Below are 20,044 nucleotides of genomic sequence, written 5' to 3'. Positions count from 1 at the left end.
CGAGTGGAACGCTACGATTGACGCCGAATTCATCAATGCACGTTACCGATTTACCCACAGGAGGAGGCAGTGCCATGACAATCATCGGGGCATTGAGCGTTGCGCTGACCGGCGCGATGATGATGGTCGCCATCCCTGCTGACGCGCAGACCAAAGCGCGCACGCAGTACGACGGAGCCGCCGCGGCCATCGTCGATGGCAAGGGCAATATGCACGTGCCCGCCGCGTATCGCACCACCTTCCAGATGCTTGGCACCTGGGCCGTTGCCGCGGACAGCGGTGCGGGCTCGAAGGAGATGCACACCGTCTATGCCTCGCCGGGGACGATTGCGGCCTACCGGAAAGCCGGACGCTTTCCCGACGGCACCGTGCTGGTGAAGGAAGTGTTCAAGGCCACCACCAAGCCCATGACGACGGGAACGGTCAGCAGCGCCGGCACGCTGGCCGGATGGTTTGTCATGGTGAAGGATGACCTCGGTCGCTTCCCCGACAACAAGCTATGGGGCAAGGGCTGGGGCTGGGCCTGGTTCGATGCGGCAACCCCGGGCAAGACCACCTCGACCGACTATACGAAGGACTGTCAGTCGTGCCACGTACCGGCACAGGCGTCGGACTGGATCTACATCGACGGCTACCCACCGCTGCGCCGCTAGCAGACGACAGCGCATGCAGACGTCCTCTCCCGTGATCGAGGCCGTGTCGGTCGGCTGCGAACGAGACCAGCGCCAGTTGTTCGAGGGGGTGAGCTTCCGGCTGTGCGCGGGCCACATGCTGCGCGTCCGCGGTCCGAATGGTTGCGGGAAAAGCAGCCTGCTGCGCCTGCTCTGTGGCCTGGCGCAGCCGGCCGCCGGCCATGTCGAAGTGGGCGGTCAACCGCTGGCCGCGCAGCGCGGTACGCTGGCGTCCCGCTTGCTGTGGATCGGCCATGCCACCGGCATCAAGGGCCTCTTGAGCGCCGCGGAGAACCTCGCATGGCTGGGCGCACTGCACGCGCGCGCCGATTGCGCGGCCATCCCGCAGGCATTGGCGGCGATGGGCTTGCGAGGCTTCGAGGATACGCCCTGTCACACGCTATCCGCGGGACAGCAACGGCGCGTCGCGTTGGCGCGACTGTTTCTACCCGATCCGCCCGCGCTGTGGCTCCTCGATGAACCGTTCACGGCGCTGGATACCGTGGGCGCGGCGCGGCTCGAAGCGCGCATGGCGGCGCACTGCGCAGGCGGCGGCACGGTCGTCTTTACCACCCATCATGAGCTGGGCTGCCGCGCGCCAATCTATGCGGACCTCGATCTGGCGCAGTACGGAGTGTGAGCATGGTGTTTGTCCCGTTATTGCGCAGTGAGCTACGTCTGCTATGCCGCCGCCCCGGGGAGGTCGCCAATCCGCTGGTGTTCTTTGCGGTCGTCGTGGCGCTGTTTCCGCTTGCGCTGGGGCCGCAGTCCCGGCTGCTGCGGGAGGCGGCACCGGGCCTGCTGTGGATCGCCGCGCTGCTTGCCGTGCTGCTCTCGCTGGATGGTCTGTTTCGCACGGACTTCGAGGATGGGTCGCTGGAACAATGGATGCTGTCATCGCATACGCCCGCCGTGCTCGTGCTCGCCAAGGTATCGGCGCATTGGGCGTGCAGCGGGCTGGCGCTGGTGGTGCTGGCCCCCTGCCTCGCGCTGATGCTGGGCCTGCCGGCACATTGCATCCCCGCGCTGATGCTGTCCCTGCTGCTGGGCACCCCGGTGCTGAGCCTGGTCGGCGCGATCGGCGCGGCACTCACGGTGGGCTTGCGGCATGGCGGGCTATTGCTCGCCCTGTTGTGCCTGCCACTGTATATCCCGGTGCTGATTCTCGGCAGCGGTGCCTTGCAGGCAGCCATGCAGGCGCTGCCCGTGACGGGCTACCTGCTCTGGCTTGGCTGTCTCGCCATGCTGGCCGTTGCACTGGCGCCGTTCGCGATCGCCGCCGGACTCTTGCTCGGCATCGCCGAATGACGCGCCATTCCCCACGCATCGGCGGCGCCGATTGATCAGGAGCGACTCGAATGAAATGGAACTGGTTGCATAAATGGAGTTCGCCCAAATGGTTCTACGACATGAGCGGGACCTGCCTGCCGTGGCTGACGGTCGCCAGCGGCCTGCTGCTCATCATCGGACTGACATGGGGACTGGCATTCGCTCCGCCGGACTATCAGCAGGGCGACAGCTTTCGCATCATCTACATCCACGTGCCGGCGGCGCTGCTGGCGCAATCGATCTACGTCATGCTGGCGGTGGCTGGCGCGATTGGCCTGATCTGGAAGGTCAAGCTTGCCGATGTCACCCTGCGGCAGGCCGCTCCGGTCGGCGCGTGGATGACCGTCATTGCCCTGCTCACCGGCGCGGTATGGGGCAAGCCGACCTGGGGCGCCTACTGGGTATGGGATGCACGACTGACTTCCATGCTGGTCCTGCTGTTTCTCTACCTTGGGATCATCGCACTGGGTCAGGCACTGAGGCAGCGCGACAGCGCGGCGCGCGGTTGCGCGGTGCTGGCCCTGGTGGGCGTGGTCAACATCCCGATCATCAAGTACTCGGTCGAGTGGTGGAACACCTTGCACCAGCCGGCCACTTTCTCGCTCACGCACAGGGCCGCCATGCCCGCGCAGATGTGGCTGCCGCTGGTGTTCGCCGCGCTGGGCTTCTACTGTTTCTTCGCGGCGGTACTGTTTGCGCGCATGCGCCTGGAACTGCTGCGGCGCGAAGCCGGCAGCCGCTGGGTGCAAGCGGAGCTCGCGCGCCTGACCGGAGACCGCTCATGACCACGTTTGCCTGGCTTGCTTCGTTTGCCGCGTTCGCATCGTTTGACGACTGGGTCGAGATGGGCGGCCACGGTGCCTACGTGTGGAGCGCGTATGGGGCGTGCCTGCTCCTGCTGGCATGCAACGCCGTGGTGCCCGTGCTGGCGCGCCGCCGCTATCTGCGCGACGTGGTGCACCGCCGGCGTGGTCAGCATCGCCGGGGGTTGCCATGACCCCGGCGCGCAAGACACGCATGTACTGGATCCTGGCCATGGTGGGCTGCGCCGGCGCCGTCGCGGCATTGGCGCTGGCCGCCCTGCGGGAGAACATCAACCTCTTCTATACCCCGAGCCAGATCGTCGCCGGCGAGGCACCGCATGGTGCCCGCATCCGCGCCGGAGGGCTGGTCGAAGCGGGCTCGCTCGCGCGCACCGGGGACTCGCTCGCGCTGCGCTTCAACGTGACCGACGGCGTCCGCAGCATCGTGGTGCGCTATCGGGGCATCCTGCCGGACCTGTTTCGCGAAGGACAGGGCATCGTCGCGCTCGGACGGCTGGATGAGAACGGCATGCTGCAGGCCGACGAGGTGCTGGCCAAGCACGACGAGAAGTACATGCCCCCCGAAGCCATGCATGCGCTACGCCAGGCCGGCCGCGCCGGCCGTCGCGCGCCGGGCCAGCAGGAGGCCGCGCGATGATTCCGGAACTCGGACTGCTGGCGTTGATCCTGGCACTATGCCTTGCCCTGGTTCAGGCCAGCGTTCCCCTCGTCGGCGCCTGGCGCGGCGACCGGCGCTGGATGGCCCTGGCGGGGCCGGTGGCATGGGGCCAGTTCACCTTCCTGGCGTTCTCGTTCGCCTGCCTGGCCTGGGCATTCCTGAGCGACGATTTTTCCGTGGCATACGTCGCGCTGAACGCCAACAGCACGCTGCCCTGGTACTACAAGTTCAGCGCCATCTGGGGCTCGCACGAGGGGTCGCTGCTGTTGTGGGTCCTGATACTCGGCGGCTGGACCTGCGCGGTGTCGCTGCGCGGCGGTCAACTGCCGATGGCGATGCAAGCTCGCGTCATTGCCGTGATGGGCGCCATCAGCGCCGGCTTCCTGCTGTTCCTGATCGGTGCCTCCAACCCGTTCTCCCGCCTGTTGCCGAATGTGCCCATGGATGGGCGCGACCTCAATCCGCTGCTGCAGGACGTTGGCCTGATCGTTCACCCGCCCATCCTCTACATGGGCTACGTCGGCTTTTCCGTGGCATTCGCGTTTGCCATTGCGGCGCTGCTCGACGGCAGGCTCGACGCGGCGTGGGCACGCTGGTCGCGGCCATGGACTACCGCCGCCTGGTCGTTCCTCGGGGTCGGCATCGCGCTGGGCTCATGGTGGGCGTATGCGGAACTCGGCTGGGGCAGCTGGTGGTTCTGGGATCCGGTCGAGAATGCTTCGTTCATGCCGTGGCTGGTCGGCGCGGCGCTGATCCATTCGCTGGCCGCGACCGAGAAGCGCGGAGTATTCAAGGGCTGGACCGTGCTGCTGGCCATCGCCGCGTTCTCGCTGAGCCTGCTGGGCACATTCCTGGTCCGTTCGGGCGTGCTCACCTCGGTGCACGCGTTTGCCACCGATCCCGCGCGCGGGGTGTTCGTACTGGCCTTCCTGCTGGCGGTGGTGGGCGGTTCGCTGGCATTGTTCGCGCTGCGCGTGCCGATGGTCAGGAGCCATGCCAGCTTCGGGGTCTGGTCGCGCGAGACGCTGCTGCTGGTGAACAACCTGTTGCTGTCGGTGTCGGCGGCCATGATCCTGCTGGGCACGCTCTACCCGTTGATCCTCGATGCCCTGACGGGGGCAAAGCTGTCGGTCGGCCCGCCCTACTTCAATGCCATGTTCGTGCCGCTGATGGCCCTGTTGATGATCACCGCCGCCATTGGCATGCTCACGCGCTGGAAAGGCACGCCGGTACGCTGGCTGGCCCGCATGCTGGCTCCGGTCGTGGCGGGCGGCCTGCTGGTCGCGGTGGCGGCGCTAGCCCTCCATGACCGCTCGCGATGGACGCTGGCGGCGGGCTATCTGCTGGCTGCCTGGATCGTGTTGGCCGGGCTGCGCGATCTCGTCGACAAGACGCGCCACCAAGGGCTGCTGGCCGGTCTGCCGGCGTTGGGGCGCAGCTATTGGGGCATGCAGCTGGCTCACCTCGGCTTTGCCGTATGCGCGCTGGGTGTGGTGCTGACCAGCACCGGCAGTGTGGAGCGAGAGGTGCGAATGGCGCCGGGCGACGGTGCCGAACTGGCCGGCTACCGATTCGTCTTCCTCGGCACGGCACGCGTGCAAGGCCCCAACTACGTGAGCGAGCGCGGCCGCGTACGCGTCACGCGCGAGGGTCGGCCGGTGGCCGTACTGCATCCGGAGAAACGTACTTATCGGGTCCAGCAGGCCACCATGACCGAAGCGGGTATCCAGGGCGGGTTCACGCGCGACCTGTTCGTGGCGTTGGGCGAGCCGCTTGCCGGCGGCGCGTGGGCGCTGCGGGTACAGGTCAAGCCGTTTGTGCGCTGGATCTGGTTGGGCGCGCTGATGATGGCGCTGGGCGGCGGGCTGGCGGCGGCAGACCGTCGATATCGCCGCCAGGCGGCACTACGCTCGACGGCAATGGGCCTCGGCGGAGCGCGTCCATGAGACGCCTGCTATTGCTGGTGCCGCTGGCGCTGTTCGTGCTCGTCGCGATCGTGCTGTATCGCGGCCTGTTCCTGGATCCGACCCGCCTGCCGTCTGCGCTGATCGGCAAGCATTTTCCCGGCTTCTCGCTGCCCGCGTTGGAGCAGCCGTCGCGCATACTGACGCGCCAGGACCTTACGGGTCAGCCGGCGCTGGTCAATGTATGGGCGACCTGGTGCCCATCGTGCCGCCAGGAGCATGCGATGCTGACCCGGCTGGCCGACCAGGGTGTGGTGATCTACGGCGTCAACTACAAGGATGATCGCAACGCGGCGCAGGCGTGGCTGCGCACCCTGCGCAATCCCTACCGGCTGACCATCGAGGATGCGTCGGGCACGCTGGGGCTCGACCTCGGCGTATACGGCGCGCCTGAAACCTATCTGGTCGATGCGCGTGGTGTCATCCGGCAGAAGTTCATCGGTCCGATCGACGCGCGAGCCTGGCGCGAGGAGCTGGGTCCGACCTACCATGCGCTGCGCCAGGAGGCCACGCCGTGAAGCACACGCTCGTCCGCCTTCTGATCGCCTTGGCCATGGCCGTCGGACTGGCCAGCCAGGGCCGAACCGCCATCGATGCGCGCGAATTTGCCAACGCCGGCGAGCGTCAGCGCTACGAGACGCTCACCTCGACCCTGCGTTGCCCCAAATGCCAGAACCAGAGCCTGGCGGAATCGACGGCGCCAATCGCCCGCGATCTGCGCGGGGAGATCTATCGCATGCTGGAAGCTGGCTACAGCAACCAGCAGATCGTCGACTTCCTGGTCGCACGCTACGGCGACTTCGTGCGATACGACCCGGCGCTGACGTGGGGCACGGCGCTGCTATGGTTCGGCCCGCTCGCGCTGTTGCTGGCGGGCGGAGGGGCCATCGCGCTTATCGTGCGGCGCCGGCGGGGCTCGCGTCCGACTGTGGAACACGGACTTTCGGACCAGGAGCGGCATCGGCTCGCCGGCATTCTGCGCGGCGTGGAACCCTCCATCAGGCACGAACCATGACCCTGTTCTGGCTGTATGCGACATTGCTATGCGCGGCTGCCGTGGCTTTCGTCCTGTGGCCGCTGCTCCGGCGCGACCGTGCCGCCGCCGAGGCGGTGCCCCATCACCTCAACGTGGGGATCTATCACGAGCGGTTGAACGAACTGACGGCGGAACGCGATACTGGCAGGCTCGATGCGATCCAGTTCGAGGCAGAGTGCGCCGAGCTGACCCGTCAGTTGCTGGCCGACGCGCCGGCCACCGGGCACGCCGCCACCGGGCCAACAGCCGCCCTTCCCCGTCGGATCCCGCTGGTCGTGACGCTGTCGATGCCGCTGCTGGCGCTGACGTTGTACCAACATTGGGGCGCCCTGGACCAGGTCATGCTGGCACGCCAGTCGTTCGCGCACGCGCCGCCCGAGCGGGTCGAGGTCGATATCGCCGATGTCGCGACACGACTCGAAGCGCTGCTGGCCGAAACACCGGATTCCGCGGAAGGCTGGTCCCTGCTGGCTCGTGCCTATCGCAAGCAAGGTCGCGAAGCCGACGCCGCGCGCGCATCGGCGCGCGCCAGCACGCTGGCGGGACTGCCAGTGGCAGACAATATCGCGCGCGCCCGTGCGCCCGCTTCCGCCGCCGCTGCAAGATAAGCCCATCGGGAACGACCGGCGCGGGCCGACGCGCCGATGGGGGGTCATCGCGCCATACCGTGCCATACCGCGCCGGGACCGCGCTGGCGCCGCGCCGGGACCTTAGTACACATGACGACGGTCATTCTTGGCTCTTCAAGTTCTACCGGCCGCGGTACAGAATTCGAGCTCCACAATGGAGGTATCGACCATGAGCATGCGTCTGATGTTGAGAACCCTCGGTGTGGCAGCGCTGGTCTCCACCAGCGCCGTCGCGGCCGCGCACGGCGCGGGCGACGACAAGAAACTTACCACTCCCGTCAGGCAGCAGCCCACCGCACATTAGCAAGCCGTGCGCCGCGCGGCAGCGCGACCGGCGCGCGACGCGAATCGACCCCGCCAATGTTCGAATCTTCCTCATCCTCGCACGGCATTCTCGATCACCTGCTCGCCGTGCTGGATATCGGCGTGACCCATTTCTCCGTCTGCGACATCCGCAGTGGCTGGGGGGTTCACTTCGACACCTGCAAGACGGCGAGCCTGCATTACTGCCTCGCGGGCGCGGGTGCACTGGTGGTTTCCGGCTCCCCGCCCATTCGCCTTCAGCGGCATAGTTTCGTGCTGTTGCCGCCTGGCGTGCCCTATCGGCTCGAAACGGCGTCGTCGAAGCCAGTGCGTCTGGAGCACCGCGCGCGCGTGCGTGGCGTTCCCTCGCAGGAGTCCGTGCCGAGGCTGATTGCGGGCGAAGGCAGGCCGGGGCTGGAGACCGCTTGCGGTGAACTGCGCGCCGGTCTGGTCGACGGGTCGGATCTCTTTACCTCGCTCGAACGCGCCCTGGTGGTCCACTTCGACGATACAGACGGCTTGCAGGGCCAGTTCGTGCGGCTGTTGTCCGAAACCGCAAAACCTGGCATGGGTTCACGCGCACTGACGGAGGCATTGCTCAAGCAATGCCTGGTCCTGGCGTTGCGCCGCTGGATCGAGCGGGATCCGTCGCCATTGCCGTGGCTCGCCGCCATGGCCGACACGAGGCTGTGCCGCGCGCTGGTCGCCATCTTCGAAGAGCCCGCCGCCACGTACACGGTAGACAGCCTTGCACTGATGGCCGGCATGAGCCGGTCGGCCTTTGCCGCGGCATTCCGCAGCGCCTTTGGTCATTCGCCGATGAATCTCGTCAAGCTGGTGCGATTGCGGCGTGCCAGCGAGCTTCTGATCACGACCACGCTTACCGTGCGCGATATCGCCGAGCGGGTTGGATTCTCGAGTCGGACCAACTTCTCGCTCGCCTTTCACCAGCTCCACGGCATGGAACCGAGTCGGTTTCGTCGCACGTTCTCGCTGGCCGAAGCGAATCTCCAGTCCACCGGTGCCGATGCCAATGCCGGCGCCGCGGACGACGCGCCACGCGCCGCCTCCGGGGTGACACCGGTCAATGCGACCGGAAGCGCGGTCGCGCCTTGGAAGGAAACATCATGAGCCAGCCACGGAAGGCTGTGATCATCACCTGACCCTTGGGAGCGGCCGATGTCATTGATCCAGATCCGGACTGTCCAGGTCCACGACTTCGATGCCTGGCATGCATTGTGGCTAGGCTACCTGCACTTCTATGAAGTGGAGATCGACGAGCGGGTCACGCTGGCCAGTTGGGGACGCTTTCTGGACCCGGCCGAGCCGATGCATGCGGCGCTGGCGACGATGGCGGGACGCGCGGTGGGACTGGTGCATTCGATCTACCACCGCTCGGCCTGGACCATCGGGGACTACTGCTATTTGCAGGACCTGTTCGTTGCCGACGATGCGCGCGGCAGCGGCGTCGGGCGCGCGCTGATCGAGCATGTGTACGCCGAAGCCGAACGCAGCGGCGCGTGCCGCGTGTACTGGACCACGCACGAGTCCAACCACGGTGCGATGCAGCTCTATGACCGTATCGCCACGCGCGCGCCCTTTGTTCAATATCGCAAGCGACTGGCCTGACACGGCGGCCAGGCCGGAGGGTTCCATGTCCGAGATAGACTGGCTGAGTCATCTGCTGCAGATCATCACCGTCACCGGGCAGATCGAGGTGCGCTGTGTGTACGCGGCGCCATGGCGCACGGAATGGCCACAGGCGGCCGCGCGCCAGATCCCCTACCACGTGGTGCTGAAGGGCCGCGCCATGATCGAAGAGCCGGGGACAGGGATGTCCCGGGAACTGGCCGCGGGCGACATCGTGCTGTTCCCGCATGGCTCTCCTCACGTGCTGCACGACGGCAGCGGCCAGGCCCCGGCGCGCACCTCGCATCGGCGCGGCGCGGCGGGATGGCTGCTGAGCGAGAATGCCGGCCCCGGCGAACAGATGGATCTGCTGTGCGGCAGGTTCTTTATCCAGGCCCCCCACGACAGGTTGATTCGCGATTACTTCCCGTCCACGCTGGTGGTCGGCGCCTTGGGCAGTTGCGCCGATGCCGGCGCCACACCCGCTACCAATCCGCTGGCGGACCTGGTGGCGCTCATGCGCGTGGAGACCGCCGCGGACCAGCCCGGCGCTTGCGAGATGCTCAATGCACTGAGCACGGCGTTATTCACGCTGGTCTTGCGCGCGGCGACCAAGTCCGCACGAGCCGAGACAGGGCTGCTCGCGCTTGCCGGCCATCCACGGCTTGCACCGGCAGTCGCGGCCATGTTCGCCCGGCCGGCGCACCCCTGGAACCTGCATGATCTGGCCGCGCTCTGCGGCATTACGCGCGCCACGCTGATACGTGATTTCCAGGCCAGGCTGGATCGCCCGGCCCTGGATCTGCTGACGGATATCCGCATGAGCGTGGCCGCCAATGCGCTGACCAGGCCCGACCTCACCACCGGGGCGGTGGCGCGATCGGTCGGATATCTTTCCGTGCCGGCCTTTCGTCGTGCGTTTGCCCATACGATGGGGATAACACCGGCGCAATGGCGCCGGCTCGCACGCGAGCGCCAATAGCCGGCGGGCGCCACGCCCTAGCGAGCGCGGCGGATTGGTACCAACTGGCTATCGAATGCGGGACGGAACACGATGTCGAAGCGGTCGCCGAGTTCGGCCAGCCGCGGTAACAGCGCGCGCTCGACCACCACCACGTGCAGGTCGTCGGTCAGGCCTTCCGGATATTCGAGCAATTCGTATCCGCGGCGATGGCATGCCGTCTCCGCCCACGACAGATATTCGTGCAGGAAAGTCACCCATGCGGGCACCGGCGGAAACAGGTCTCCAAACCGCAGGCAAAGCTTGCCGTGCGCGTCCTGCCAGCGCCCGAACGTCGCGATACAGTTCTGCCGCGACAGGGCCAGAAAGATGCCGTACATCAACCGCAGCGACGGCACGCCACCCCGACAGCCGATGCCGTCGAGCCAGTCCTGCTCGCCATCGATGTTCTCGTACATGGCCATCACCTGCGCCACGGTCGCATCGAGCGCCATGTCCTTGAGCATGCCGCCGCTCAATAACTGCAGCAGCGCCTTGATATCGTCGTTCATCGCCATCTCGATTGGTTCCCGGATCCCATACCGACGCAATATGCGAACGATTATGACGTCGCGACGAACCGCATGAAGAAGCCACCCGAACATTTGGACGAATCGGAACCGATTCCGGACCTCGCAGTACACCGCCGAAGCTAACATCAAATCCCACCCATCATGGAAAAGTAGGAGGTGAAAAATGCGTATCCCTTTATTGCTGTCCACCGCGCTATGCAGCGCGCTCGTCGCGACCGCCGCGTTCGCCAAATCGCCCGCCGCTGACAACAGTGGACAGGCAAGGCAGCGCTATCTGCCGGAATACACGGAGTCGGGCGATCTGATCCTGCCCAAGAACTTCCATGAATGGGTGTACGTGGGCTCGCCGCTCACGCCCAATGCGCTCAATGGCGGCAAGGCCAACTTCCCCGAGTTTCACAATGTCTACATCGAACCGGGCTCGTACGAAATCTACAAGAAGACCGGCAAGTTCCCCGAAGGCACCATCTTCTTCAAGGAACTGCAACTGGTACTGCCCGGGCAGAATCCGGATGGATCGCGCACCGAGGCATCGGGCCGTGGCTATTTCCCCGGCAAGTGGAACGGCGCCGACGTGACGGTGAAGGACTCCAAGCGCTTCGCCGCCACCGGTGGCTGGGGCTACTTCAACTTCAATCACCACGAGCCCAAGGCGGCGACCGCGAAGGTCAAGCCCAATGAGGAATGCGCGTTCTGCCATCGTGCAAGCGCCAAGAAAGACGACGTCTGGACGCAGTTCTATCCGCTGCTCGACAACTGAAGTCGTCAACGCGCGTGACCGGTCGCCCATGATCCGGGTGAACCGGTCACGCGTCCGACACTGCGATACATGACGCATGGAGGCACGATGGATAGCGCAATACTGAGCCTGCTGGGTGCCTTCCTGCTCTCGCTCATCGGCTTGTTTGTCTTTATCTGGTCCTTGCGCAAGGGGCTGCTGGTGCAAGACGCCGCTGCCGCGTCCGTCGTATTCGCGCCGGGAGAATCCGGAACCGTCGACGACCCCGTGCTGAACCCGCGCGCCCGGCAGACCATGCAGGAAGCAGCCTACGGTGCGGCCTCCGCATCGCACGCGACCGAGGTCGATGCGCATATCGAGGCCGACCGCTCCAGCGCCTTCCCGGTCTTCCTGTTCGTGGCCTTCGCCTGCGTCTGGCTGCTGGTGGGATCGCTGGCGGGCCTGATCTCGTCCATCAAACTTCATGCTCCTGACTGGCTCACCGAGGCGGCGTGGCTAGGGTTCGGTCGCTTGCGCACGGTGCACCTGACCGCCGTAATCTATGGATGGTCGACCAATGCCGCGCTCGGCGTGGTCTTGTGGGTATTGCCACGTCTGCTGCGCGTGCGCCTGTGCGGCGCGGTATGGGCCATGCTCGGCGGCGCCTTGCTCAATGCCGGCGTTGCCGCCGGCGTCGGCGCGATCGCCGCCGGCTGGACCGACGGCATGGAGTTTCTCGAGATTCCATGGCAGATCGATATCTTCATTTTCGCCGGGCTGGCGCTGGTGATCGTGACCGCCCTGTTCACGCTGGTCAATCGACGCGTCGAACATCTGTATGTGAGCGTCTGGTACATGATTGCCGCCCTGCTGTGGATCGCCGTGCTGTTCGGCGTGGCCAACCTGCCCGGCGTCCATACCGGCGTGCAGCAGGCAACCACCAACTGGTGGTACGGTCATAACGCCCTGGGCTTGTGGTTCACGCCGGTCAGCGTCGGTGCCATTTACTACTTCCTGCCCAAGATCATCGGCCGGCCGGTGGTGTCGTACAACCTGTCGCTGCTGGGCTTCTGGACCCTCGCGTTCTTCTACGGACAGGTTGGCGGGCACCATCTCATCGGCGGCCCCATACCGGGCTGGCTCACCACATTGTCCATCGCGCAAAGCATCATGATGATCATCCCGGTGGCCGCCTTTGCCATCAACATGAAGCGCACCCTGCGCGGGCAGATGCACCTTGCCATCTACTCGCCCACGCTGCGGTTCATGATGTTCGGCGGGCTGATGTACCTGGCGTCGTCGCTGGAGGGCACGCTGGAGGCGCTGCGCGGCATCAACGCCGTCACCCACTTCACGCACTTCACCGTCGCGCACGCGCACCTCGGCATGTACGCCTTTGTCTCCATGGTCATGTTCGGCGCCATCTACTTCATGATGCCGCGCGTACTGGCATGGGAATGGCCCTACCCCTGGCTGATCCAGGCACATTTCTGGCTGGTCGGCATTGGTATTCTGGTCTATGTCGTCGGCCTGTCCATCGGCGGCTGGCTGCAAGGCGTGGCGATGCTGGACGCGAGCCGCAGCTTCAACGACTCGATCGTGGTGACCATCCCGTGGCTCAAGTCGCGCAGCGTCGGTGGGACCCTGATCACCGCCGGCCACCTGATATTCGTGGGCCATTTCTTCGCCATGGCGCTGCGGTTGGGAAGCCGTCGCCACAGCGCCGCCCTCTTCTGGCAACCACGCGGGGCCGCCGATGGAAAATGAGATCAAGCTGGCAGCGGGCGCGATGGTTGCGCTTGCCGTTGCCACCGGCGCACTGGTGGTCATGCCGTATATGCAGGTCAGCGACATCCGTGCTCCACAGGCGCTCAAGCCCTACACGGATCAGCAATTGCGCGGACGGGAAGTCTATGTCGCCAACGGGTGCGTGTATTGCCATAGCCAGCAGCCGCGCGATCGCTCGCTCGGCCCGGACTATGCGCGCGGCTGGGGACGTCCGTCGGTTCCCGCCGATTATGTGTACGACCGCCCCCACCTGCTCGGCACCATGCGTACCGGCCCCGATCTGTTCAACATCGGGGCGCGGCAATCCAGCCAGGACTGGCATCTCGGCCACCTCTACCAGCCACGCGCATATGCGCCCGATTCCATCATGCCCGGCTATCCGTTTCTGTTCCGGATCATGGACACCGCCAATGCGGGCGATGTCGTGGTGAAACTGCCGTCGGGCTACGCGCCGCCCGGCAAGGTGGTGGTCGCCACGCAGGACGCGCTCGATCTCGTGACGTATCTGCGGGGACTCGACCACACCTACCCCGTGCTGCCGGCGCCGGCGACCCCTTGAGATGGAGCGCAATACGCCCATGAACGCCAATTCCACTCGCCCCCATGAGGCGCAGGCGCGCGAGCCTGCCGATCCTTATGAAGCCACCCAGCCGATGCCACGGCGCGCCGCGCTCGTGACCGCGGCGGTGATTGCCGTCGGCGTGTCCTATGTATTCTTCTCCGATCCATTCGGCAGCTATATGCTCGGCGATCGCCGCACCGTTGCCGATCTCGCCGCCAGGCCTGCGACCGTCGCCGGAGGCGAGCGCGCGGACGGCAAGTCGATCTTCGGCGCCAACTGCGCGGCCTGTCACCAGGCGACCGGGATGGGCGTACCCGGCGTTTTCCCGCCCTTGGACGGATCCGAATGGGTCAATGCGGACCACCGCATCGTGATCAATATCCTGCTGCATGGCATCGATGGCGAGATCAAGGTCAAGGACACCGTCTACAAGGGCACGATGCCCTCCTTCGCCAGGCTGTCGGATGCGGAAGTCGCCGCCGTCGCAACCTATGTTCGTGCGCAGTGGTCCAACCATGCCAGCGCGGTGGATGCCGGACAGGTCGCGGCCGAGCGCCAGGGCATGATTCGCACGGCGCCGTTCGCCAGCGGCGACGAACTGCGTGCGCTGGTGGCAAAGCCGTAATGTGGCGCACCACGACAGTCACCCTCGCGGTGTGCATGATGGCCTATCTGGCAGGCGCCTGGCTGACCATGGACTTTCGCATCTGGACCGCCGAGGGTGCCAGACGGCTTGCGGTCGTGCAATCGCCGGTTGCCGCACCCGAGGTATCCGTGCATGGGCCAGGCCTCGATGCCAGCCCGATGCCAGCCCTGCTATCCGCCGGCGCGGGTGCCACCATCATGGACTTCATCTACACACGCTGCGTGACGGTCTGCTCGCAGCTGGGCGGAACATTCTCGCGTTTGCAGGCTGCCATGCAAGCCGACAGCGGCCATCGTGGTGCGCGCGTACAACTGCTCTCGGTCAGTTTTGATCTGACGCACGACCGTGCCGAGGTTCTGAAAGCATATGGCGCCGGACTGCACGCCGATCCGAGGATCTGGCGGTTTGTGGTGCCGACGCAGGCAGCGGGACTGCATGCCCTGCTCGAGCGCTACGGCGTGGTCGTCATACCGGATGGACTGGGCGGCTACGCGCATAACGCGGCGCTGCTGGTGCTCGATCGGAGCGGGCGCCTGATCCAGATCTACGATTACGAGCGATACGGCGATGCCCTCGCGCTGGCTCGTCAGCTGGCGGCGAAGCGTTAGCAGCCATGCGCAGCCTGGAACGATATGCCAGCGCACGGCGTGAAGGGATGGCCGCGGTCGTGCTGTTCTGCGCCGTGCTGCCACCCCCCATGCGTCATGCATTGGAGACGAGCATGGCGCTGCATATGCTGGTGCAGTTCCCGGTGCTGGTCCTGGCCGGCAGTCTGCTGGCCGGCCCGATGCCGCAAGCCTGGCGCAGCGGGCTGGCGCGCTGGAATGCACATGGTGTGGCCGGTCTCGCGCTGGTCACGCTGAACGCCGCACTGGGCATGGTGCCGCGCCTGCTGGACCTTGCGCCCGCCGATAGCGGTGTCGAGGTGCTGAAATGCCTCATGCTGGCGCTGTGCGGCATCGCGCTGCGCCTGTCATGGCGGCCGGCTACCATCGTGGTACAGGCGTTCTTCCTCGGCAACCTGCTCCCCATGATGGCGATCGTCGGCTCCCTGTATGTCGACGCGCCCGTGCGCCTGTGCAATCGCTATCGCCTGGACGAGCAGCTCGCGGTCGGCCACTGCCTCATCTGGCTCGCCGCAGGCACGGGCGCGCTCTGGCTCGCGCACGCGGTGCGACATCTGAGCCGCGAGGACAAGGCGTTCTTTCACGTGTAGCTGACGCATCCGCCTTGCCGCGGCATTCTGGCACGCGCTCGACATCTCTTGCGCACGGACGGGCCCTATTGCCGCACGAGGTTATACATATCGTGGCTCCGGGTGAATGACGTACCTGATGGAGCCGATATGTTTGCCGTTCGCATCGACCGCTCTGGTCCGTCCGATGTCCTGAACCGGGTCGAGGTGCCGACGCCGGACGACGGCGGCGCCGGCCAGCTCAGGCGGGCTTGCCCGCGGACGTGGCCGGAACCGCGACGGACGACATGCCCGCGGCCTGCACGGCCGCGTCTGCCTCATGCTCGTCGTCGCCGCCGGCCTGCCCCAGGTCGATCCCGGAGGTCTCGGGCAACAGCGCGGCCGACACCATCACCAGCGCGTAGCCCACGCCGGCCACCATGGCGATGCCCAATGCCAGCGTCGTGCGTCCGCTGTTGAGCCAACCCACGGCCAGCGGGAAGAACGAGCCGATCACCCGGCCCAGGTTATACGACACCCCGTAGCCCGTGGCACGCACGCTGCTCGGATACGACTCGGAGATGGTCGCACCGATGCCCGAGAACACGCCCTGCATCAGCACGCCGAGGGGGAAGCCGAGGAACAGCATCGACGTATTGGAGACCGGGATCACCATGTAGATCATGGCCATCACGAACGCGCCCGCCGCGAATGCGATATAGGTCAGGCGGCGGCCCCAGCGGTCGGTCGCATAAGCGCCTGCCACGTAGCCGACCAGCGACCCGAGGATGGTGACGGCCAGGTAGGAACTGGTGCCGAACACCGACAGCCCGCGCTCGGTCTTGAGGAACGTCGGCAGCCAGGTGGCGATGGCGTAGTAGGCCCCGAGCATGCCGCCGGACAGCAGGCTGCACAGCACCGTCTTGCGCAGCAGCGGCTTGCGGAACACGCGCGCCAGGTCCGCGCCCGGCGAAACCGTGCCACGTTCCGCACGGCTCTTGAGGAACACTTCGGGCTCCTGCAGATTGCGGCGCAGATACACCACCACCAGCGCGGGCAGAATGCCCAGGAAGAAGCAGACGCGCCACGCGACCTCGGGCTCGAACAGGTTGAACGTGATGGCGTACGCAATGGCTGCCCCGCCCCAGCCAAACGAATAGCTGCTGGCGGTAAAGCCCGAGTATTTGCCGCGATGCGCAGGGTTGCGGATCAGCTCGGTCACGAGCACCATGCACAGCGACGACTCGCCGCCGAAGCCCAGCCCTTGCAGCATGCGGAACGCCATCAGTTGCTCCGGCGAATTGGCGATGCCGCACAGAAAGCACGACACGGCAAACACGAGGATGGTCCAGCGCAGCACGCGCACCCGCCCGAAGCGATCCGCCAGCAGGCCGGCTCCGACCGCACCCACCAGCGACGACACCAGCGTCCAGGTCACGATGGCGCCCGCCATCGATTTGCTCATGCCCCACTGCGCAAGCAGCGTCGATATCAGGAACGAATAGATCATGAAGTCGAACACGTCGACCGCATGCCCGAGGAACGCCCCGTAGAATCCCTTGCGCTCGGCGCGCGACAACTCCCTGAACCAGTCCAGCATGTTCACCCTCCCCTTTTTTTGCGATATGCGTCAGATGCCTGGCGCCCGGAACGCGTAGCCCGCGTCTTCCAGCAACTGCGCAAAGCGCAGCGACGTCAGGTCGCGATAGCGGCCGGCAACGATCTGCACGCCCACGGGCAGGCCATCGCTGGCCGGGCCGATCGGCGCGACGGTCGACGGCAGCCCGCACAGGCCCGAGTGGCCCGCCCAGAACAATTGCGACGTCAGCGGCCAGGCGCGGCCGTTGACCGTGATGGAGCGCTGCCACGGCTCGCCCGCTTCGTCGAGCGGAAATGCCGTGGTGGATGCGGCCGGGCACAGCAGCACGTCATAGGTGCCAAAGAAGCGCTGCCACGCCTGCGCGAAGGATTCGCGCGCCTGCTGCAGCAGCAGCCAGTGGCGATGGCTCAGTGCCGCGCCCGTGAATTGCAGCGTGGCGTAGTCGGCGTCTTCGCTATCGGGATGGCCGGCACGCGCAACGGTCTCGGCAAACGCCGCGTCGTCCATATACAGCGATGTGGTGGCACGCAGCAGCAGAACATAGACGCGCCAGAGCTGGGCGGCGTCGAAATCGGGCCGCGCATCCCAGGCGACCTGTGCACCGGCCTGCTCCAGCCAGTGGCCGAGCCGCTCGATGGCGCCGCTGACGGTGGCATCGGTCTCGGCCAGCGGATGGCTCGGCAGCACCGCGACACGAAAGCGCTCCAGCCGCGCGAGGTCGCACGCCGGCAGATCGAGCCGCCAGGCGGCGCCTACGTCGGTGTCCGGCCCGGCGATGGCGCGCAGCACCAGTTCCAGATCGCGCGCACTGCGGGCCACGGGGCCGGCAACGTTGATGTCTTGCGCGGCAAAGCCAGGCCTGGCATTGCCATGACCGCGCAGCGGCACGATGCCGTGGCTGCTCTTGTGCGAGAACACGCCGCAGTAGTGGGCGGGGTTGCGCAGCGACGAGCCGATATCCGAACCGATATCGAAAAAGCTCATGCCGGCGCAGACGGCGGCGGCGCTGCCGCCCGAGGAACCACCCGGCGTGCGCGACAGGTCGTGCGGATTGCGCGTGGTGCCGTAGATGGCGTTGTAGGTCTGCCAGTCGCGCAGGCCCAGCGGTACGTTGGTCTTGCCGAGCAGCACGGCACCTTGCGCGCGCAGACGCTCGACCACGGCGGCATCGGCCGTGGCGCGATGCGTGCGACGCGCGGGCGCGCCGCACGTGGTCGGCCAGCCCGCCACGTCGAACGACTCCTTGACCGAAAACGGAATGCCGTCGAGCCGGCCACGCGAACGCCCGGCCTGCCGCCGCGCATCGCTCTGGGCCGCGGCATCCCGCGCGGCCTCGAAGTCGGCCAACACCATCGCGTTGACCTGGCCATGGTGGGCCTGCCATGCCGCTTGACACGCGTCCACCAGTGCCAGCGCCGTGGTGTCGCCACGCGCCAGCTGTTCAGCGGCGGCGTGCGCGGGCATCCAGCGGCAATCGGGCCAGGATGAATCGGCGGACGGCAGGTCGGGCAGCGTCAATTGGGGGCTCCAGCTTATAGGTGGTCCAACCGGCGGGCACGCCGGCTGGTTTTCGTGGTTTGGTATACTATATTCAGATTCGCGGAATTCACAAGGCAGTATTTATGCCAAGGCGAACCGGCGGGACGCCGGGGCCAGGCCGCCGAATTAGCCTCCCACGAGCGTCCCCGAGCGTCTCCGAGCCACCCCAAGCCTCCCCGAGCCGCCCAACCGCGCCATCCGGGGACCCTGCCGGGGCCATGCTGCGCCGCATTGGAGCATGGCGAGCGCACCAATATCGGCAAAACTGTATACCGTTTGGTGCATTGCGGGGTGCAATCCTCACGCGCGCGAGACCCCACGGGTCTTGCCGCGTCGAGTGGCCGCCGGGGCGAAAAGCGCGTTGCGGGCCGACTCGGTGATCGCCGTCACGCACGGATGCGTGATGCGCCGTTCGACCGAGATGGCGAAGAACTCCTCCGAGACTTCCGGCGTCGCGCCCAGCGCGCGTACATCGAATTGCTTTTCGATGTCCTTCTCCAGGACCGTGGGTCCGATAAAGATGCCGAGTCCCCGCCGCCCGAATTCCTTGGCGAGCGCACTGTCGTCGCACTCACCGACGACGCGCGGCGTCAGGGAGCGCGCCTGCAGCCAATGGCGCAGACGCTGACCCACGGCGGACTCCTCGGCCGGCATCAGCATCGGTGCGCCATCGAGGCAAGCGGGAAAGGGCTTTCGGCAGAATTCACGCAGGCGGGGCGCGGCAAAAAAGCTGATGCCGCTGCCGCCCAGCCGATGGTTGAAGGCGCGCACGCTGACGTCGGATGGTATGGGCGCATCCGCGATCACGAGGTCGAGGCGGTGCAGTGCCAGCTCGGCCAGCAGCAGGTCCAGCTTCCACTCGCGACAGACGATGCGAACAGGCTCCGGCAACTGCGTCGCGGGCTCGATCAGCCGGCAGGCGATGGTCTTTGGCACGGCGTCGGCCACGCCCACGCGAAAGTCCAGCGGTTTGCCCCGGCGCGGCGACTCGCGCACGGCCACCTCGAGTTCCGCGCCGATCGAGAAAATCGCTTCGGCGTACTCGAACACCATGCGCCCGCTATCGGTAAGCGCCAGGCCGCGACCACTCTTGGCAAACAGCGGCGTGCCAAGCGCGGCCTCGAGCGACTGAATCTGGCCACTGATGGTTTGCGGCGACAGATGCAGACGCTCGCTGGCCCGATTGACGCCACCGAGCCGAGCCACCTGATAGAAGTAGTGCAGATGCTTGTAGTTCATGAGGACCGGCCCTGATCGGTGCCTGACGTTGCAGGCGAAATCCTCCCGTTTTTTCGAACGATGGTATCCGAACAATCTGCTTTTCGCGCGCAGGTTTACCCCCTAGATTGCAGTTGTCATACGCCAGACGCCGCCAGCGCAAGGGCGAAGGCCCGGCGCGTCTTGTCCGGTCAACGGACTCGCCGAAGCGCCGCCGCCTGCG

Annotated in this window: 23 protein-coding genes; 19 read left to right on the top strand and 4 right to left on the bottom strand. The window is 66.3% G+C overall.

What is annotated here, in order from left to right; all coding sequences use genetic code 11:
- The first annotated feature begins 74 nt into the window (after window positions 1-74).
- From DFLDMN_RS22100 to DFLDMN_RS22040, 13 genes are all read left to right on the top strand, one after another.
- Complete coding sequence (locus tag DFLDMN_RS22100; RefSeq protein WP_423200009.1) at window positions 75-653, top strand: cytochrome P460 family protein; 579 nt, start codon at window positions 75-77, stop codon at window positions 651-653.
- 31 nt (window positions 654-684) lie between these two features.
- A complete protein-coding gene (gene ccmA / locus DFLDMN_RS22095; protein ID WP_423200008.1) occupies window positions 685-1,311 on the top strand; it encodes a cytochrome c biogenesis heme-transporting ATPase CcmA in 627 nt (208 codons plus the stop codon).
- Window positions 1,312-1,313: 2 nt separating this feature from the next.
- Complete coding sequence (gene ccmB / locus DFLDMN_RS22090; RefSeq protein WP_423200007.1) at window positions 1,314-1,979, top strand: heme exporter protein CcmB; 666 nt, start codon at window positions 1,314-1,316, stop codon at window positions 1,977-1,979.
- A gap of 50 nt (window positions 1,980-2,029) precedes the next feature.
- Window positions 2,030-2,785 (top strand): heme ABC transporter permease, encoded by a 756-nt coding sequence (locus DFLDMN_RS22085; protein ID WP_423200006.1) that lies wholly within the window; start codon window positions 2,030-2,032, stop codon window positions 2,783-2,785.
- A complete protein-coding gene (ccmD, locus tag DFLDMN_RS22080; protein WP_423200005.1) occupies window positions 2,782-2,997 on the top strand; it encodes a heme exporter protein CcmD in 216 nt (71 codons plus the stop codon). The genes DFLDMN_RS22085 and ccmD overlap by 4 nt, the downstream gene beginning before the upstream one ends.
- The gene (gene ccmE / locus DFLDMN_RS22075; RefSeq protein WP_423200003.1) at window positions 2,994-3,461 is read left to right on the top strand and encodes a cytochrome c maturation protein CcmE; all 468 of its coding nucleotides are present in this window, start codon (window positions 2,994-2,996) and stop codon (window positions 3,459-3,461) included. The genes ccmD and ccmE overlap by 4 nt, the downstream gene beginning before the upstream one ends.
- On the top strand, window positions 3,458-5,428 hold the full coding sequence (locus DFLDMN_RS22070; RefSeq protein WP_423200002.1) for a heme lyase CcmF/NrfE family subunit: 1,971 nt from the start codon (window positions 3,458-3,460) through the stop codon (window positions 5,426-5,428). The genes ccmE and DFLDMN_RS22070 overlap by 4 nt, the downstream gene beginning before the upstream one ends.
- Window positions 5,425-5,964, top strand: coding sequence for a DsbE family thiol:disulfide interchange protein (locus DFLDMN_RS22065; RefSeq protein ID WP_423200001.1), 540 nt, complete (start codon window positions 5,425-5,427; stop codon window positions 5,962-5,964). Before DFLDMN_RS22070 ends, DFLDMN_RS22065 begins: the two co-directional genes overlap by 4 nt.
- Window positions 5,965-5,999: 35 nt before the next feature.
- Window positions 6,000-6,461, top strand: coding sequence for a cytochrome c-type biogenesis protein (locus DFLDMN_RS22060; protein WP_423200536.1), 462 nt, complete (start codon window positions 6,000-6,002; stop codon window positions 6,459-6,461).
- Window positions 6,458-7,090: a c-type cytochrome biogenesis protein CcmI gene (gene ccmI / locus DFLDMN_RS22055; RefSeq protein WP_423199999.1), complete on the top strand. Its 633-nt coding sequence runs from the start codon at window positions 6,458-6,460 to the stop codon at window positions 7,088-7,090. The genes DFLDMN_RS22060 and ccmI overlap by 4 nt, the downstream gene beginning before the upstream one ends.
- 111 nt (window positions 7,091-7,201) lie before the next feature.
- Entirely contained in the window at window positions 7,202-8,545 is a 1,344-nt protein-coding gene (locus DFLDMN_RS22050) for a cupin domain-containing protein (RefSeq protein WP_423199998.1), read from the top strand.
- A 48-nt stretch (window positions 8,546-8,593) separates the two neighbouring features.
- A complete protein-coding gene (locus DFLDMN_RS22045) occupies window positions 8,594-9,043 on the top strand; it encodes a GNAT family N-acetyltransferase (protein WP_423199997.1) in 450 nt (149 codons plus the stop codon).
- Between the two features lie 25 nt (window positions 9,044-9,068).
- Window positions 9,069-10,025, top strand: a complete 957-nt coding sequence (locus DFLDMN_RS22040) for a cupin domain-containing protein (protein ID WP_423199996.1) — start codon at window positions 9,069-9,071, stop codon at window positions 10,023-10,025.
- A gap of 17 nt (window positions 10,026-10,042) precedes the next feature.
- On the opposite strand, the gene DFLDMN_RS22035 is transcribed toward DFLDMN_RS22040, so the two are convergent.
- Complete coding sequence (locus tag DFLDMN_RS22035; protein ID WP_423199995.1) at window positions 10,043-10,555, bottom strand: hypothetical protein; 513 nt, start codon at window positions 10,553-10,555, stop codon at window positions 10,043-10,045.
- 184 nt (window positions 10,556-10,739) lie between these two features.
- Between DFLDMN_RS22035 and DFLDMN_RS22030 the strand changes: the two genes are divergently transcribed.
- The 6 genes from DFLDMN_RS22030 to DFLDMN_RS22005 all read left to right on the top strand — a co-directional run bounded on the left by DFLDMN_RS22030 (window position 10,740) and on the right by DFLDMN_RS22005 (window position 15,506).
- Complete coding sequence (locus DFLDMN_RS22030) at window positions 10,740-11,336, top strand: cytochrome P460 family protein (protein ID WP_423199994.1); 597 nt, start codon at window positions 10,740-10,742, stop codon at window positions 11,334-11,336.
- Window positions 11,337-11,423: 87 nt separating this feature from the next.
- A complete protein-coding gene (locus tag DFLDMN_RS22025; RefSeq protein ID WP_423199993.1) occupies window positions 11,424-13,061 on the top strand; it encodes a cbb3-type cytochrome c oxidase subunit I in 1,638 nt (545 codons plus the stop codon).
- The gene (locus DFLDMN_RS22020; RefSeq protein WP_423199992.1) at window positions 13,051-13,641 is read left to right on the top strand and encodes a cbb3-type cytochrome c oxidase subunit II; all 591 of its coding nucleotides are present in this window, start codon (window positions 13,051-13,053) and stop codon (window positions 13,639-13,641) included. Before DFLDMN_RS22025 ends, DFLDMN_RS22020 begins: the two co-directional genes overlap by 11 nt.
- Window positions 13,642-13,660: 19 nt before the next feature.
- A complete protein-coding gene (locus DFLDMN_RS22015; protein WP_423199991.1) occupies window positions 13,661-14,269 on the top strand; it encodes a c-type cytochrome in 609 nt (202 codons plus the stop codon).
- Window positions 14,269-14,898, top strand: a complete 630-nt coding sequence (locus DFLDMN_RS22010) for an SCO family protein (protein ID WP_423199990.1) — start codon at window positions 14,269-14,271, stop codon at window positions 14,896-14,898. The genes DFLDMN_RS22015 and DFLDMN_RS22010 overlap by 1 nt, the downstream gene beginning before the upstream one ends.
- Before the next feature lie 113 nt (window positions 14,899-15,011).
- The gene (locus DFLDMN_RS22005; RefSeq protein WP_423199989.1) at window positions 15,012-15,506 is read left to right on the top strand and encodes a hypothetical protein; all 495 of its coding nucleotides are present in this window, start codon (window positions 15,012-15,014) and stop codon (window positions 15,504-15,506) included.
- A 220-nt stretch (window positions 15,507-15,726) separates the two neighbouring features.
- Here DFLDMN_RS22005 and DFLDMN_RS22000 read toward each other — a convergent pair whose 3' ends face one another.
- The 3 genes from DFLDMN_RS22000 to nhaR form a co-directional block, all read right to left on the bottom strand.
- On the bottom strand, window positions 15,727-17,064 hold the full coding sequence (locus DFLDMN_RS22000) for an MFS transporter (RefSeq protein ID WP_423199988.1): 1,338 nt from the start codon (window positions 17,062-17,064) through the stop codon (window positions 15,727-15,729).
- A 30-nt stretch (window positions 17,065-17,094) separates the two neighbouring features.
- A complete protein-coding gene (locus DFLDMN_RS21995; RefSeq protein ID WP_423199987.1) occupies window positions 17,095-18,582 on the bottom strand; it encodes an amidase in 1,488 nt (495 codons plus the stop codon).
- Between the two features lie 321 nt (window positions 18,583-18,903).
- Window positions 18,904-19,842, bottom strand: coding sequence for a transcriptional activator NhaR (gene nhaR, locus DFLDMN_RS21990; protein WP_423199986.1), 939 nt, complete (start codon window positions 19,840-19,842; stop codon window positions 18,904-18,906).
- Window positions 19,843-20,044 lie beyond the last annotated feature (202 nt).

It is taken from the genome of Cupriavidus sp. H19C3 (assembly GCF_049393815.1).
Classification (GTDB): domain Bacteria; phylum Pseudomonadota; class Gammaproteobacteria; order Burkholderiales; family Burkholderiaceae; genus Cupriavidus.
The sequence above is the reverse complement of the archived record's forward strand: the minus strand, read 5'-3'. Positions and strand labels throughout refer to the sequence as shown.